At 59.3% G+C, this 14,728-nt stretch carries 14 protein-coding genes and 4 tRNA genes; 12 read left to right on the forward strand and 6 right to left on the reverse strand.

Going from position 1 to position 14,728, the window contains the following annotated elements; translation table 11 throughout:
- Positions 1–80: 80 nt before the first annotated feature.
- The 4 genes from csrA to BW992_RS13885 all read left to right on the forward strand — a co-directional run bounded on the left by csrA (position 81) and on the right by BW992_RS13885 (position 755).
- Entirely contained in the window at positions 81–269 is a 189-nt protein-coding gene (gene csrA, locus BW992_RS13870) for a carbon storage regulator CsrA (RefSeq protein WP_003178872.1), read from the forward strand.
- 62 nt (positions 270–331) lie between these two features.
- Positions 332–422, forward strand: a tRNA-Ser gene (locus BW992_RS13875).
- Between the two features lie 107 nt (positions 423–529).
- Positions 530–606: transfer RNA gene (locus BW992_RS13880), tRNA-Arg, on the forward strand.
- A gap of 72 nt (positions 607–678) precedes the next feature.
- Positions 679–755 (forward strand) — tRNA-Arg (locus tag BW992_RS13885).
- A gap of 40 nt (positions 756–795) precedes the next feature.
- On the opposite strand, the gene BW992_RS13890 is transcribed toward BW992_RS13885, so the two are convergent.
- Positions 796–1,278: a cell envelope protein SmpA gene (locus BW992_RS13890; RefSeq protein WP_072394867.1), complete on the reverse strand. Its 483-nt coding sequence runs from the start codon at positions 1,276–1,278 to the stop codon at positions 796–798.
- Positions 1,279–1,598: 320 nt separating this feature from the next.
- On the opposite strand from BW992_RS13890, the gene mgtE reads away from it, so the two are divergent.
- Positions 1,599–3,041: a magnesium transporter gene (gene mgtE, locus BW992_RS13895; RefSeq protein ID WP_053147250.1), complete on the forward strand. Its 1,443-nt coding sequence runs from the start codon at positions 1,599–1,601 to the stop codon at positions 3,039–3,041.
- Between the two features lie 181 nt (positions 3,042–3,222).
- Here the strand turns inward: mgtE and BW992_RS13900 are convergent, their stop codons facing one another.
- Positions 3,223–3,549, reverse strand: a complete 327-nt coding sequence (locus BW992_RS13900; RefSeq protein WP_003178899.1) for an Arc family DNA-binding protein — start codon at positions 3,547–3,549, stop codon at positions 3,223–3,225.
- 529 nt (positions 3,550–4,078) lie between these two features.
- Between BW992_RS13900 and BW992_RS13905 the strand changes: the two genes are divergently transcribed.
- The 5 genes from BW992_RS13905 (at position 4,079) to BW992_RS13925 (ending at position 9,973) form a co-directional block, all read left to right on the forward strand.
- Positions 4,079–4,155: transfer RNA gene (locus tag BW992_RS13905), tRNA-Arg, on the forward strand.
- Positions 4,156–4,718: 563 nt separating this feature from the next.
- Complete coding sequence (locus BW992_RS13910; protein ID WP_072394865.1) at positions 4,719–6,326, forward strand: tetratricopeptide repeat-containing response regulator; 1,608 nt, start codon at positions 4,719–4,721, stop codon at positions 6,324–6,326.
- Positions 6,319–7,011: a sensor histidine kinase gene (locus BW992_RS13915; RefSeq protein ID WP_072394863.1), complete on the forward strand. Its 693-nt coding sequence runs from the start codon at positions 6,319–6,321 to the stop codon at positions 7,009–7,011. The genes BW992_RS13910 and BW992_RS13915 overlap by 8 nt, the downstream gene beginning before the upstream one ends.
- 334 nt (positions 7,012–7,345) lie before the next feature.
- The gene (locus BW992_RS13920) at positions 7,346–8,587 is read left to right on the forward strand and encodes a glutamine synthetase family protein (RefSeq protein WP_172834661.1); all 1,242 of its coding nucleotides are present in this window, start codon (positions 7,346–7,348) and stop codon (positions 8,585–8,587) included.
- Positions 8,588–8,656: 69 nt separating this feature from the next.
- On the forward strand, positions 8,657–9,973 hold the full coding sequence (locus BW992_RS13925; RefSeq protein ID WP_072394859.1) for an MFS transporter: 1,317 nt from the start codon (positions 8,657–8,659) through the stop codon (positions 9,971–9,973).
- A 175-nt stretch (positions 9,974–10,148) separates the two neighbouring features.
- Here BW992_RS13925 and BW992_RS13930 read toward each other — a convergent pair whose 3' ends face one another.
- The 4 genes from BW992_RS13930 to flgA all read right to left on the reverse strand — a co-directional run bounded on the left by BW992_RS13930 (position 10,149) and on the right by flgA (position 12,746).
- Positions 10,149–10,895 carry a flagellar brake protein gene (locus BW992_RS13930; RefSeq protein ID WP_072394857.1) on the reverse strand — a complete coding sequence of 249 codons (747 nt, stop codon included), beginning with the start codon at positions 10,893–10,895 and terminating at the stop codon, positions 10,149–10,151.
- 91 nt (positions 10,896–10,986) lie between these two features.
- Positions 10,987–11,454: a flagella synthesis protein FlgN gene (locus BW992_RS13935; protein WP_072394854.1), complete on the reverse strand. Its 468-nt coding sequence runs from the start codon at positions 11,452–11,454 to the stop codon at positions 10,987–10,989.
- Between the two features lie 48 nt (positions 11,455–11,502).
- Positions 11,503–11,808, reverse strand: a complete 306-nt coding sequence (flgM, locus tag BW992_RS13940) for a flagellar biosynthesis anti-sigma factor FlgM (RefSeq protein ID WP_072394852.1) — start codon at positions 11,806–11,808, stop codon at positions 11,503–11,505.
- A gap of 173 nt (positions 11,809–11,981) precedes the next feature.
- The gene (gene flgA, locus BW992_RS13945; protein ID WP_072394850.1) at positions 11,982–12,746 is read right to left on the reverse strand and encodes a flagellar basal body P-ring formation chaperone FlgA; all 765 of its coding nucleotides are present in this window, start codon (positions 12,744–12,746) and stop codon (positions 11,982–11,984) included.
- Positions 12,747–12,824: 78 nt separating this feature from the next.
- Between flgA and BW992_RS13950 the strand changes: the two genes are divergently transcribed.
- Entirely contained in the window at positions 12,825–13,751 is a 927-nt protein-coding gene (locus BW992_RS13950) for a chemotaxis protein CheV (RefSeq protein WP_072394848.1), read from the forward strand.
- A 53-nt stretch (positions 13,752–13,804) separates the two neighbouring features.
- The gene (cheR, locus tag BW992_RS13955) at positions 13,805–14,632 is read left to right on the forward strand and encodes a protein-glutamate O-methyltransferase CheR (RefSeq protein WP_072394846.1); all 828 of its coding nucleotides are present in this window, start codon (positions 13,805–13,807) and stop codon (positions 14,630–14,632) included.
- Positions 14,633–14,728: the final 96 nt, after the last annotated feature.

Below are 14,728 nucleotides of genomic sequence, written 5' to 3' on the forward strand. Positions count from 1 at the left end.
TGCGACCGTTTCGGTTGTAGGCCTAACGCCCTTTTTTTGCAGACTGTGGTCCCTGAACTGAATTGCGTGAGGAGAAAGGTATGCTGATTCTGACTCGTCGGTGCGCGGAAAGCCTGATTATTGGCGATGGCGAAATCACCGTGACCGTGCTCGGCGTCAAAGGAAACCAGGTGCGTATCGGTGTCAACGCCCCGAAAGAGGTCGCGGTACACCGGGAAGAAATTTACCTGCGTATCAAGAAAGAGAAGGACGACGAACCAAGCCATTAATTTTTATCGATTTTTATGTTTGCAAACGGGGAGGAAGGTGGTTAATATACGCCCCGTGTTGCGGAGAGCTGGCCGAGTGGCCGAAGGCGCTCCCCTGCTAAGGGAGTACACCTCAAAAGGGTGTCGGGGGTTCGAATCCCCCGTTCTCCGCCATTATTCATGTAGTGCGTTGTAATCTGGCTTGATCGGTAAGTGCTTGAAATTACTGGAAAAAGCGCTTTACAAAAAGATTCGACGACCTATAATGCGCGGCAACAAATGCACTCGTAGCTCAGCTGGATAGAGTACTCGGCTACGAACCGAGCGGTCACAGGTTCGAATCCTGTCGAGTGCACCATTTAAGAGTCGTTTGCAGCAATGCAAATAACTTAGCTGTAACCAGTTGTGATCTGGTATAAAACCACAACTTGCACTCGTAGCTCAGCTGGATAGAGTACTCGGCTACGAACCGAGCGGTCACAGGTTCGAATCCTGTCGAGTGCACCATACATCAAGAAGCCCGCGTTTAACGCGGGCTTTTTGTTGCCTACGATTTACCCTTCACACAGCCTTTCTCGTCAAACACGATCTCTGCACCACGGCCGTTCTTCACTTTGTAGGTGTAGCGGGTGGTGGAATTACGAATCTTGATCGAATCCGGTTTGCCGAGAGCGCTTTCTACGTCCTGCTGGCTCATTCCGGCGACGATTCGCTTGTTCATGATCGCTTCCCGGCGTTGCCTGGCGCTGATCACATTGGCGCAACTGTCTTCGAACTGACCGACAATTGTCGGTTCCTGGCGCCTGGTCTTGGGGAGGGGGAGGGAGCGGTGTTCGGTTTCGGGCAGCAGTGGTTCGCTCGTACCCGGGGTGAATGAGTGGATCTGCTGCAGCGACAGGCTCTCTTGCGGTTTGCAGCTCAAGGTGGTGAAGGTGATGTGGCCGGCGGCGTCTTCGCAGCGATGCACAGTCTGTCCGCTGGCGCACAAGGGCAGGCAGAAAAGTAAAAAAAGATAACGACAAATGGGCATCCGGACGTCTTCCTTGACGGTGAAAAGGCAAGGGTAGTCGCTCCATTTTTGCCCGGGCGCGTGTTTTCTTTTCAGGATGCGTCGTCATATGCCTACAGGTTCAGCCTGCGTTCAGGTTTGTCTCGCAAGCGCTTGTTCTTGCCATGATTTTTTAACGCTTCAAAACGCCAAGCGGTGTATGATTGCGCCCGTCAGCCCCGCCGGGGCTTTGGAACATATCCATGGACTTACCCAGTAGTTACTCAATATCGCGTTTTACCAATCATGAATTGACCGATTGATCCTTCCGGCGTGCCCACTGCTGGGAGTGGAGTTCGCCTATGACCGAAGTAGAAGTAAAGAAAACACAGGAAAGCCTCCAGGACCGTCTTGCTCAAGTCGTTGAGCTGCTGCATCGCCAGCGGGTCGTGGAAGACCTGACGCACCGCCAGGAAGGTCCTCATCACGACCGGGTCGAGAACCTGGTCCACCGGCAGAACCTCGTCGAGTTGCAGCGCAAGCTCGATGACCTGCACTCCGCCGACGTCGCCTATATCCTCGAAGCCTTGCCGCTGGAAGAGCGTCTGACGGTCTGGCAACTGGTCCAGGCTGATCGCGATGGCGACATCCTGTTGGAAGTGTCCGACTCGGTTCGTGAAACCCTGATCGCCGACATGGATGATCATGAGTTGCTGGCGGCGGCCAAGGAGATGGACGCCGACGAACTCGCCGACCTTGCACCCGAACTGCCGCGGGACGTTGTCCACGAGCTGATGGAGTCTCTTGACGCCCAGCAACGTGAGCGCGTGCGTTCGGCGTTGTCCTACGATGAGGAGCAGGTCGGTGCACTGATGGACTTCGAGATGGTGACGATCCGCGAGGACGTCAGCCTTGAAGTGGTGTTGCGTTACCTGCGTCGTCTCAAGGAGTTGCCGGGGCATACCGACAAGCTGTTTGTCGTCGATTATGACGGTGTGCTCAAGGGCGTGCTGCCAATCAAGCGGTTGCTGGTCAATGATCCGGAAAAACAGGTGGCCGAGGTCATGGCCAGCGATCCGGTGAGTTTCCAGCCGGACGAAGACGCTTACGATGCAGCCCAGGCGTTCGAGCGTTATGACTTGATTTCCGCGCCGGTGGTCGACAAGAACGGCAAACTGATCGGCCGTCTGACCATCGATGAAATGGTCGACCTGATTCGTGAAGAGAGCGAAAACGAAGTCCTCAGCATGGCCGGTCTGCGGGAAGAGGAAGACATCTTCGCCTCGGTCTGGAAATCCCTGCGCAACCGTTGGGCCTGGCTGGCAATCAACCTGATCACGGCTTTTGTCGCGTCTCGGGTCATCGGTTTGTTCGAGGGTTCCATCGAGAAGCTGGTGGCACTTGCGGCCTTGATGCCTATTGTCGCCGGTATCGGCGGCAACTCCGGCAACCAGACCATTACCATGATCGTCCGTGCCATGGCCCTGGACCAGGTCAGCACGGGTAATACGTCGCGCCTGATGCGCAAGGAACTGGCTGTGGCCCTCATCAACGGCGTGCTTTGGGGCGGAGTGATCGGCGTGGTGGCGTATCTGCTTTATGGCAGCTGGTCGCTGGGCGTCGTGATGACGGCCGCGATGACGCTCAACCTGCTGCTGGCAGCCTTGATGGGGGTATTGATCCCCATGACCCTGGCCCGGCTGGGGCGCGACCCGGCGATGGGGGCCAGTGTCATGATCACCGCCATGACCGACAGTGGTGGGTTCTTCATATTCCTGGGGTTGGCGACGATCTTCCTGCTCTGACCCGTTTCATGGCGAGGGAGCGTGCTCCCGTCACGGCGCAGCCGCCCTCGCTTCCCGCCTTTGAATACATTGCAGTCATACGATCGTCTCGCAGGCTTCCCTGCTGAGCGAGCCGATTGCTCCTTGCCATAAAAAAAGGCAAAAAAAAGCCAGCGCAAGGCTGGCTTGGGTGCTGCTGCGATCAGGACGCGTCTGCGGCCATTTCTGCATCATGGGCAATCAGCGAAACGAGAGCGTTCTGCTGGCGATGAGAGAGTTGTCGGAAGCGCTGAAGCAGCTCGCGTTCATGCAAGGACAGCTCTGGGCTGTCCAGGCGCATGCTCAGTTCTTCACCCAATGCGCCTTCCTGGATAAGGCTTTGCTCAAGGCGCGCGATGATTTCAGAGTTCATGCTGCGATGATGATTGCGAGCCACCTCGGCAATGCGTTCACGCATTCCGTCGGGCAAGCGTACGACGAACTTGTCAGCCGTACGGCTGGAATAAATTGCCTGTTTCAATGGGCGCATATATTTAACCGGTTAGTTCAGGGGAGCGGTTCTCGGGATTGGCCGCAGGATGTCGATAGGACAAGCGCTGTTGCCAAATGTTCAACCTGAATTGTTAAGAGGCCCGCATCATGCCTCAAAATGGCCAGATCATTGGCGCCAATTCTGTGACAAATTCTGATCCGGGTAAAGGCGTTATGCCAGCACCCTTCATCAAAAAATGCGGACTGGTTTGAAAATCCAACAGGTCCGCATGGTGTGACCACCGCATCGTGTCGATGTGCCATACCGTCCGGCGGATAACCGAAACGGGGGCACAAGCCGATGCTGTCCTTGTAGGGTATAGGATAGTGGCAATTGGCCGATTTACTAGCGGAGGGGCGCATGCGATGGATGAGCGGTGTCCCGTTACCCCGTGACACCCCGCGACAGATCGGGGGAGCGGCAGTATTTGCCTACACTTAAAAAACTACTCACGACATGACAAACGCAAGGCTGCCCGTTAACATGCACGCCGTCCATCGCACCGCATTTCTAGTGGTCGACCTGTGTCTCAGTAGCTCAATTGGATAGAGCATCCCCCTCCTAAGGGGAAGGTTGGCAGTTCGAACCTGCCCTGGGACACCATTCATATCAGTGGGGCGGGTATCGACGATCTCCCCCACCAGCGCACTGCTCCCTCCTTGTATCTCCCGGATCGATTGGCCTGAGCCGCCGCCTTGCGGCCCATGCTGTGGATCCATGCCCAACATGCCTATTTTTCGACCCTGTATAAAACGCACTCAGCTGTCGCGAAACCTCCTTGTGGCAATCTGAATGCTACGGCGGTTTGGCGAGCGAAGCGGGTTTCTGGGCGAATTTATTGGGCTGTCGTGGCTGAACGTGCTTCGTGTCGGTTGCCGAAGGGAGAAAGCCTGCCATCATCCTTTTTGTGTAGCCGATCCCCTGTGCTCGGTTTCTCCCACACGTTGCCCTTAACGGAACGCCATCTGCTGCCGATAACCCGATGAGCCCGGTTGCCTCCAACGTTTCGGCTCGCAATGTGCGTCACGACACAGCCAGGCCAAGCGGTTGCTGAAATCTCTTGTACGTTGCTGGCTGGTGGCTATCATCTGCGCGCCTCGGGGCTGTGACACGGCGTTTCGTTGTTATGCCATTGGGTTATTTTCTTACTTGCCTGGACATCCTCGATGCTGGCGTACCACCAAAAAAGTTTTCTGATCGTCGATGATTTCTCGGATTTCCGCAGTTCCATCCGGTCGATGTTGCGTGAGCTGGGTGTCAAGGACGTGGACACCGCAGACACCGGTGAGGTCGCGCTGCGCATGTGCTCGCAGAAGCGCTATGACTTCATTCTGCAGGACTACCACCTCGGTGACGGCCGCAAGAACGGCCAGCAGGTGCTTGAAGACCTGATGGTCGAGAAGCTGATCAGCCATGAAAGTGTGTTCCTCATGGTGACCGCCGAGACCAGTCAGGCCATGGTGCTCAGTGCCCTGGAGCACGAGCCTGATGCGTACCTGACCAAGCCGTTCAACCGCTCAGGCCTGGCCCAGCGGCTGGAGCGGCTGGAACAGCGCAAGACCTTGCTCAAGCCGATCCTCCAGGCCCTGGATCGTGGCAAGCCAATGGAAGTGCTCAATGCCTGTATCGCCCTGTGCAAGCAGGATCCGCGCTACGGGCCGTTGTGCCTGCGCTATCGGGCCGATGCGCTGCGTGACCTGAACCAGAACGAAGCCCTGGAACGGCTGTACAACACCATCCTGGCGGATCGTCCGTTGCCGTGGGCCTATGCGGGCCTGGGCAAGTTGCTGTTCAAGCGCGGCCAGGTGGGGCAGGCCAAGGCGGTCTATGAAAAGGCCTTGAAAACCTTCCCGATGATGCCGGCCTTGTACGATGGCATGGCCGATGTGCTGATGGCCGAAGGCGACACGAAGCAGGCGCAGAGCGTATTGGAAGAGGCGGTTCGCCTGTCCCCGCTGGCGGTGCGTCGGCAGTCGCTGCTGGGCAAGCTGGCGATGACCAACGAAGACTACGAGACCGCGTCCCGGGCTTACCGCCAGGCGGTCGGGCAGGGCGCGCAGTCACGCTTCAAGGACCCGGAAAGCAACCTTGGCCTGGCCCATGCGCTGATCAGCAAGGGCAGCGAGAAAGGCCTGGACACCCGCACCCGCCTGGAAATCAATACCACGCTGAGCGCAGTGGCCAAGGAAAACCTCAACGACCCAGGGCTGCAGGTGCGGGCGCGGCTGATGAAGGCCACCAGCCTGCTGCTCAACGACGCCGAAACCGCGGAAAAACTCACCGAACAGGCCTTGCAGCGCCTCGACGGCATGGAGCAGTTCATGAGTGCCGAAGCCGCGCTGCTGGTGGCCAAGCAGTTGCAGATGCTCGGCCAGACCAGTGCCGGCGAATCGATGCTCAAGAACTGCGCGGAAATCTATGGCGATGACCCGGCGGTGATGCAAGGGATCGCCAAGCTCACCGATGATCCGAACATCCTCAATCAGGGCAATGCCGCCGCCGAGCTGAACCGCGAAGGCGTGCGCGTCTACAAGACTGGCGCGCTGCCCGAGGCCCGGGAGTTGTTCCGTCGGGCCCTGAAGATGCAACCGAAAAACATCAGTATTGCCCTGAACATGGCGCAGTCCCTGCTGCATGGCACCGACACCAGTGTGGAATCGGAGCTGTTGGAGGAATGCCGCGCCTGCCTGAAACTGGTGGGCATGATGCCCGACACCGATGCGCGTTATGCGCGCTATCAGAAACTGCGAAGCAAGGCATTTGGCGATGAATGACAGCGAACAGGCACTCGATTTTTCCACGGTGATCGCATCGACCGTGCACGACATGAAGAACTCCCTGACCCTGCTCATGCAGGCTCATACGCAATGGCTCGAGCGTCTGCCCGAGCCTGCCCGGCAAGCCTCGGAGCAGGGGGTGATGGAGTTCGAGTTCGCCCGCCTCAACGGCCTGCTGGTGCAATTGCTGGGGCTGTACAAGCTGGGCGTCAACCAGCTGCCACTGCACCCGGCCTACCATGAGCTGGACGATTTCATCGAGGCGCAGCTGGCCGGTCATCAGGACGTATTCCGCAGTCGCGGGATCATGGCCACCTACGAAGTCGACCCGCTGAGCCCCCTGGGCTTTTTCGACCGCGAGCTGGTGGCCTCTGTGCTCGACAACTGCATCAACAATGCCATTCGTCACGCACGCCAGGCCTTGTTGATCAGCGTGAGCGACGAGGCCGGGCAACTGGTCCTGACCATCAACGACGATGGCGAGGGCTATCCGCCGGAGATGATCGAGCGCCAGGCCGACTACGTGCAGGGCATCAACCACAGCAGTGGCAGCACCGGGCTGGGCCTGTATTTCGCCGCGCGGATCGCCGAGCTGCATCAGCGCGGCGGGGTCTGCGGACGTACCGAGATCGGCAATGGCGGCGTGCTGGGTGGCGGGGTGTTCCGGCTCTATCTGCCCTGAACAGGCCCCCTCCATAAATCCTCACAAATCCCCTGCGGGAGCGAGCTGGCTCGCCATAGCGGTGTATCAGCCAGCTCAATATGGGCTGGACCGACGCTATCGCGAGCCAGCTCGCTCCCACAGCCGTATCGCATGAGATTTTAATTGCCTCCGGCTGCTTGATATTCCGAACAGCCGAAGCCTATTTTGTACGGGTTGCCGTTCGCGGCTCGCACATAACAAGGATTGCGTCATGACGACCGATGGCCAGCGTTCACTCGCGCAGCGATTGACGGGCATTGATGAGATTGAGTGTGTCACACCGGATTTGAATGGCGTGCCGCGGGGCAAGGTGATGACGGCCGCTGGGTTCCTCGAGGGACGGCGGTTGCAGATGGCCCGCGGGGTGCTGCTGCAGTGCATCATGGGCGGTTATCCGCCGGCGCGTTTCTATGGCAGCGACGATGGCGACCTGGCGCTGGTGGCCGATCCGCAACAGATTCATCGCCTGCCCTGGAGCCAGCCTCCTCGCGCCCTGGCGATCTGCGATGCCGATGAACTGACCGGCGAAAGCTCCCGACTCTCGACTCGCGGCCAGCTCAAGGCCGTGATCGCCCGGTATGCCGCCCATGGCCTGGCGCCGGTGGTGGCGACCGAGCTGGAGTTTTTCGTCTTCGCACCCAACCCGGACCCGGCCCGGCCGTTCCAGCCCCCGGTGGGCCTGGATGGGCGCCGCGAAGACGGCCATTCGGCCTTCAGCGTCAGTTCCAACAATGGCCTGCGACCCTTCTTCAATGAGGTGTACCAATGCATGGCGGCGTTAGGCCTGCCTCGAGACACCTTCATGCATGAAATGGGCGTGAGTCAGTTCGAGATCAATCTGCTCCATGGCGACGCGCTGCTGTTGGCCGACCAGACCTTCCTGTTCAAGCACCTGCTCAAGGAAGTAGCCCTCAAGCATGGCTTGACCGTGGTCTGCATGGCCAAGCCCCTGGCCCATACGCCGGGCAGTTCGATGCATATCCACCAGAGCGTCGTCGAGCTGGACAGTGGTCGCAACGTCTTCAGCGACGCGGCGGGCGAACCGACGGCCGCGTTCCGGCATTTCATTGGCGGACAACAGGCGGGCATGGCGGATTTCACGGCGCTGTTCGCACCGAACGTCAATTCCTACCAGCGCCTGTGCCATCCGTTCGCCTCGCCGAACAATGCCTGCTGGTCCTATGACAACCGTTCGGCCGGACTGCGGATACCCGCCAGTTCCCCTGTGGCCCGGCGGGTCGAGAACCGCTTGCCCGGGGCCGATGCCAACCCTTACCTGGCGATTGCCGCCAGCCTGGCGGCGGGATTGCATGGTATCGAAAACCGGCTGGAGCCAAGTGCCGCGATCCAGGGGGAATTCCAGGTGCCGGACAATCTCTCCCTGCCATGTACCTTGCATGCTGCCCTGGAGCGTCTGAAGCGTAGCCCCCTGGCGAAGGAACTGTTCGGAGTTGAGTTCATCGAAGGCTACATCGCTTCGAAAAACCTGGAACTGACCAGTTTCCTTGACGAAATCACGCCTTGGGAACGGCGGGTCCTTGCGGCCCAGGCATAACCAAACCCCCGCTTCGGGCTATCTTCAGCGATAGCCCTTACTCACCTCAAGGAGCCGCTCGGAACGCCGATGCGCCAAATCTGGAAACCCTTTCGAGCGCTTTATTTCGCCTCGCTGATGATGCTCATCGGCTCGGGCCTCTTGAGTACTTACCTGGCCTTGCGCCTGGCTGCCGATAACGTGGACAGCCTGTGGGTCGGTGCCCTGATGGCCGCCAACTATTTCGGCCTGGTGCTGGGCGGCAAGATCGGTCACCGGCTGATCGCCCGCGTCGGGCATATCCGTGCCTATTCGGCCTGTGCCGGGCTGGTGGGCGCAGCGGTGCTGGGCCATGGCCTGGTGGACTGGCTGCCGGCCTGGATCGTGCTGCGGATGATCGTCGGCCTGGGGATGATGTGCCAGTACATGGTCATCGAGAGCTGGCTCAACGAGCAGGCCGAAGCCTCGCAGCGCGGGGTAGTGTTCAGTGGCTACATGATCGCTTCGTACCTGGGCCTGGTGCTCGGCCAGTTGATCCTGGTCATGCATCCGGCCCTGGGGCCGGAGCTGCTGATGCTGGTGGCCTTGTGCTTCGCCCTCTGCCTGGTGCCGGTGGCGCTGACCCGGCGGATTCACCCGGCACCGATGCGTCCGGCTCCCATGGAACCGCGTTTCTTCATCAAGCGCGTGCCACAGTCATTGAGCACGGTGCTGGGTTCCGGGCTGATCGCCGGCTCGTTCTATGGCCTGGCGCCGTTGTACGCCTCTCAGCAGGGGCTTTCCACCGAGCAGGTCGGTCTGTTCATGGGTAGCTGCATTTTTGCCGGGTTGCTGGTGCAGTGGCCGCTGGGCTGGTTGTCCGACCGTTATGACCGGGCGCTGCTGATCCGTTGCTTTGCGCTGGTCCTGGCGATCTGCGCGTTGCCGCTGGCAATTCTGCCCAAGGTGCCCCTTGAGATGCTGTTCGTCGCCGGCTTTCTCTGTTCGCTGGTTCAGTTCTGCCTGTATCCACTGGCGGTGGCATTTTCCAACGACCATGTCGAAGGCGATCGCCGGGTCTCGCTGACGGCGATGCTGCTGGTGACCTATGGTGTCGGCGCCAGTATCGGACCGTTGGTGGCCGGCGTGCTGATGAAGACGTTCGGCAGCCATATGCTGTATGGCTTCTTTGCGTTCTTCGCGTTGATTCTGGTATGGCGCATCCGGCCCAAAGCGGTGACCAACCTGCATCAGGTCGACGACGCGCCGCTGCATCACGTGGCGATGCCGGACAGCATGTCCAGTTCGCCGTTGGTGGCATGTCTCGATCCGCGAGTCGATGAGCAGGTGGTACAGGAACAGATGCAGACGCCGGCGACGGAGCAGGAACCGGCCGCTGAAGCGTCGGTGGAGGAGCCGGTCAAGTAGACCGTGGTGTTCTCATCGCGAGCAGGCTCGCTCCCATCGGGATTGGTGGTGGACACGGTGGGAGCGAGCCCTGCTCGCGATGAGGTCGGCCCAGACGCAGTAGCATTCGGATCTAAATGGCATAAAAAAACGGGCAGTCCCCTGTGGAGGCTGCCCGTTTTTTATGCCCGGATGATCAGAGATCGTCTTTATCGAAACGACGGGCTTCGCGCTGTAGCTGATAGACGAAGCGCTCGACCTGGCGCTGCACCAGGCCACTGATATTGTGGAAGCGCACGCCGGCGAAGGTGGTGTTGATCCTTTCTTCGAAATGCAGGTAGCGCAGTTCGACCGGTGCGGTCATGTTGCCGAACGGCAGGGCGGCGATGAAGCGTTCGTAGACCTGGCCCAATTGCAGGCGTTCGGTAATGTCGCCCTCGAAGCGCAGCTTGCAGCCGGTAGCGGAAATATCCAGCAGCTTGCCGTCCACCGGTGACTTGAGCTTCTCGCCACCCAGTTCGATGCTCACCAGTTGCGCCAGTTTCAAGGCGGCACGGAAGGCATTGCGACGCTGGTGGTAGACCACTTCCTCGGGCAGGGCGCCGCGATAGCAGCGACCGTCGCTGGAATCTTCGATGGTCAACGGCCCGTTGCCTTCCCATGCGATGCGCACGCCATCATGGAAACCCTCGACCCGGAACGGCTCCCCTGCCAGCAGGAAGCGTTCTCCGTCGCGGGGGATCATTTCGTCCAGGGCGAGGGCGTTCTTCTCGCGGTCGACATCGACCAGGTAACTCTGGAAGCGCTGGCTGCGTTCATGGAAGGTGATGATCAGCGGATCATGGCTTTCTTGCAGCATCCTCAGGTTGCCGGAGATTTCCAGAGGCGTGGTGAGAACCTTGGGGGGCTGCGGAGCATCATCCGCGTTTGAGGCATTGAACACGGGGGTCAATCTCCAGGCTAAATACGACTACGAATAGCCAGCATTTTGCCAGCATGTATCGCACGTTGATAGAGCGCAGGCATCGTTCGTTTCATGCCTGGCTGAGCGGGCGATGCTTGACCATTTTTGCGGTCGAGCCGCGAGCATCGTAAAGCGTCGGGATTTCACCGCCATTGAGGATGCGCAACTGGTTGGCGGTAGCGGCCTGCTGGACCTGGATCGACTGGCCGTTCTTGGCGTTGGCGGCCTGGCATTGGGCGAGAAGGTCGTTGAGCGCCGCGCTTTGGGACAACAATTGATCGCCGATGGGCGACTGGCTCGCCAGTTGCTCCAGTCCACCCTGGTTGGTGGGCAGGTTGAGGCTGGCGAGAATCTCGCTGCGCTTGCGGCCATGCTGATCGAGCAAAATGATCAATGCCTGTTTCTGCGCCAGAATATTTTCCAGCAGCGGCATGTCGCGACCGTGCAGCGCCAGGGATTCGGTCTGCAAAAGTTCCAGTAACTGCTGGACTGGAACGAAGTCGTCGATGATCAGTTGCAATAAAGTAGTGTCGTGCATGGCTGGCCTTGGGTCTTAAGCGTCCAAAAGCCTGGCGCAGGCGGCTGCCTAGCGCTGGGCTTCGAAGTTGAGCAGTTTGCTGGCTACACGGTTGCTGTCGACTTTGTAGCTGCCATCGGCGATTGCTGCCTTCAACTCGGCCACGCGGCCTTTGTCGACAACAGGTAGATCGCGCAGCTTGTCAGTGACCTTCTGCAACTGTTGAGCCTCATCGCTGAGGTGTACCGACTCCCCATTGCTGACAGTGGTGGCTTGCTCGACCGGCGAGGATTTTTCGGTTTCCTTGCTGGCGTTGGTGCGCGTGGTGCCTGTCAGGGGTGAAGAGCTGTTTAAACGATTGAAATCGATGACCATGGTAAAAAACCTCTGGGTATTTGGACGCTTGCCATGTTCTCGGCCATTCCCAAAAAAACTTTAGGCTCATTTATTCAATGAACGTGCGCACGTCTGCGCTTGCCTTGGCATAAGGCACAGTCTAGGGAACGGCGGGGGCAAGCGCCAGCTTTCTACCCGTCTCTACCGGATCGCTACATAGCCACTTCCACTTGGCCTGGGGCCATCACTTGCGCCTTGATGACGCGTTGGGAGTTGAGGTTTTTCACTCGGATCTGCTCACGCATGCCGCCGTTGGACAGCGCCTCGCCCGGCATTCTTACGGCCAGGGTGCCGCTACGGGCGGTGATGACGACCTGATCGCCCTTGCGAACCACTTCGGCCTGTTCCAGGTGCACGAGGGTTACCACCTGATCGGCTACCATTGGTCGGACAAGTTTCTGACCGATGGCTTCGTCGACGGAGGTCAGGAAGCCTTGGGTGATCTGGCTGACGTCGCGTTCACGCAGCGTCACGTCCTGTGGCTCGACGATGCCGGCCCGCTTGAGTGGGCGGGTCGTGGTGACGATCTCGCGGTACAGGCGCACCTGGGCTGGCACGAACACCGTCCACGGCGCGGCGCTGTCGCAACGAACCTTTACCGTGACCCGCCCCAGGGGCCTGGCCGGGCTCTCCAGCGAGGCAGTCAATTCCTTGTCGCACATTGGCATGCGCAGGCGGGGATCGAGCTGGTTGACTTCGATTTCATAACGACCTTCGGTTTGACTGGAGGCCAGGTAGTCTTCTACGGTGAATTCAAGAAAGCCCTGAGTGACGCCGATAAGGAGATCAGGCAAGGTAACCGGAGCATCGGCGAGGGCACGGCCGCCCGAGGCGAACAGGCAGACAGCCAGCAGCGCACCTAGCCAGTGGCGGCAATGAGTGGTCAAGCGTCGAGAAAATGTCGTTTGTGCGTTCATGCCGGTTGAATAGCAAGCCCCGTGCCGTTTAGTGATGAATGCGCGTCGGACACATTAGCGTTAGGTAGGAGTCAGGGCATGGCGGGAGTGATGGATTCGGTAAACCAGCGCACGCAGCTGGTCGGTCAGAATCGCCTGGAGCTGTTGTTGTTCCGTCTCGATGGCCAACAGTTGTATGGGATTAACGTGTTCAAGGTCCGTGAGGTGCTGCAATGCCCCAAGCTGACGTTGATGCCAAAATCCAGTCCCGTCGTGTGCGGTGTGGCGAATATCCGGGGAGCGACCATCCCGATTCTCGATCTGGCGATGGCCACTGGTGCCGGTGCGCTGCTGGATCAGAGCAATCCGTTTGTGATCATCACCGAGTACAACACCAAGACCCAGGGTTTCCTGGTGCGCTCGGTGGAACGCATCGTCAACATGAACTGGGAGGAGATCCATCCGCCGCCCAAGGGCACGGGCCGTGATCACTACCTGACGGCGGTGACCCGGGTCGACAACCAGTTGGTGGAAATCATCGACGTGGAGAAAATCCTCGCCGAAGTGGCCCCGACGCCGGAGACCATCTCCGTGGGCGTGGTGGATGCCGAAACCCAGCACAAGGCCATCTCGATGCGCGTGCTGACCGTCGATGACTCATCGGTGGCGCGCAAGCAGGTGACCCGTTGCCTGCAGACCGTCGGTGTCGAGGTCGTGGCATTGAACGACGGCCGGCAAGCGCTGGACTACCTGCGCAGCCTGGTCGACGATGGCAAGAAGCCGGAAGAAGAGTTCCTGATGATGATTTCCGACATCGAAATGCCAGAGATGGACGGCTACACGCTGACGTCGGAAATCCGCAGCGATCCGCGCATGCAGAAACTGCACATCATCCTGCATACGTCGTTGTCCGGGGTGTTCAACCAGGCGATGGTCAAGAAAGTCGGCGCCGACGATTTTCTCGCCAAGTTCCGGCCCGATGACCTGGCTTCCAGGGTGGTCGACCGGATCAAGGCCGCGGAATAAAGGTCGGGCGCGTCTTGCGCCCGGCAAATCAACACAATGAAAGAGGCGGTATCTTGTCTACGGGTAATTTGGATTTCGAACAGTTCCGGGTCTTCCTGGAAAAAGCCTGTGGCATCTTGCTTGGTGAAAACAAGCAATACCTGGTGTCGAGCCGTCTCAACAAATTGATGGAGCAACAGGGCCTCAAGTCGTTGGGTGAGCTGGTGCAACGTATCCAGACCCAACCGCGCAGCGGTTTGCGCGAAATGGTGGTGGACGCCATGACCACCAACGAAACCCTGTGGTTTCGCGATACCTATCCCTTCGAGGTGTTGAAGAGCAAGGTCTTGCCGGCGGCCATCAAGGCCAGCCCGGGCCAACGCCTGCGGATCTGGTCGGCGGCCTGTTCGTCGGGCCAGGAGCCGTATTCGATCTCGATGTCCATCGACGAATTCGAGCGGACCAACATCGGCCAGTTGAAGGGCGGCGTGCAAATCGTCGCCACCGATCTGTCCGGGACCATGCTCAACAACTGCAAGACCGGCGAATACGACAGCCTGGCCATCGGCCGCGGCCTGTCGCCGGATCGCCTGCAACGCTATTTCGACACGAAGGGGCCGGGCCGCTGGGTGGTCAAGGCGCCGATCAAGAATCGGGTGGAGTTCCGCTCGTTCAACCTGCTGGACAGCTATGCCAGCCTCGGCAAGTTCGACGTGGTCTTCTGCCGCAACGTGCTGATCTATTTCTCCGCCGAGGTGAAGAAAGACATCCTGCTGCGTATCCACGGTACCCTCAAGCCCGGCGGCTACCTGTTCCTCGGCGCTTCCGAAGCGTTGAATGGCTTGCCGGATCATTACCAGATGGTCCAGTGCAGCCCGGGTATCATCTACCAGGCGAAATGATTGGCTTGGGTTGTCAAAAAAACGGGAGTCCCTAGGGGCTCCCGTTTTTTTTTGCCGGCCAGCCGGCGCCATCCCCCTATGGGAGCGAGCTCGCCC

This window comes from Pseudomonas sp. 7SR1, from assembly GCF_900156465.1.
Classification (GTDB): domain Bacteria; phylum Pseudomonadota; class Gammaproteobacteria; order Pseudomonadales; family Pseudomonadaceae; genus Aquipseudomonas.

Excerpts from the sequence above, each read along its gene's own strand:
- csrA (WP_003178872.1), top strand. The coding sequence starts at position 81 with ATGCTGATTCTGACTCGTCGGTGCGCGGAAAGCCTGATTATTGGCGAT.
- BW992_RS13890 (WP_072394867.1), bottom strand. The coding sequence starts at position 1,278 with ATGCCCATTTGTCGTTATCTTTTTTTACTTTTCTGCCTGCCCTTGTGC.
- mgtE (WP_053147250.1), top strand. The coding sequence starts at position 1,599 with ATGACCGAAGTAGAAGTAAAGAAAACACAGGAAAGCCTCCAGGACCGT.
- BW992_RS13900 (WP_003178899.1), bottom strand. The coding sequence starts at position 3,549 with ATGCGCCCATTGAAACAGGCAATTTATTCCAGCCGTACGGCTGACAAG.
- BW992_RS13910 (WP_072394865.1), top strand. The coding sequence starts at position 4,719 with ATGCTGGCGTACCACCAAAAAAGTTTTCTGATCGTCGATGATTTCTCG.
- BW992_RS13915 (WP_072394863.1), top strand. The coding sequence starts at position 6,319 with ATGAATGACAGCGAACAGGCACTCGATTTTTCCACGGTGATCGCATCG.
- BW992_RS13920 (WP_172834661.1), top strand. The coding sequence starts at position 7,346 with ATGACGGCCGCTGGGTTCCTCGAGGGACGGCGGTTGCAGATGGCCCGC.
- BW992_RS13925 (WP_072394859.1), top strand. The coding sequence starts at position 8,657 with ATGCGCCAAATCTGGAAACCCTTTCGAGCGCTTTATTTCGCCTCGCTG.
- BW992_RS13935 (WP_072394854.1), bottom strand. The coding sequence starts at position 11,454 with ATGCACGACACTACTTTATTGCAACTGATCATCGACGACTTCGTTCCA.
- flgM (WP_072394852.1), bottom strand. The coding sequence starts at position 11,808 with ATGGTCATCGATTTCAATCGTTTAAACAGCTCTTCACCCCTGACAGGC.
- flgA (WP_072394850.1), bottom strand. The coding sequence starts at position 12,746 with ATGAACGCACAAACGACATTTTCTCGACGCTTGACCACTCATTGCCGC.
- BW992_RS13950 (WP_072394848.1), top strand. The coding sequence starts at position 12,825 with ATGGCGGGAGTGATGGATTCGGTAAACCAGCGCACGCAGCTGGTCGGT.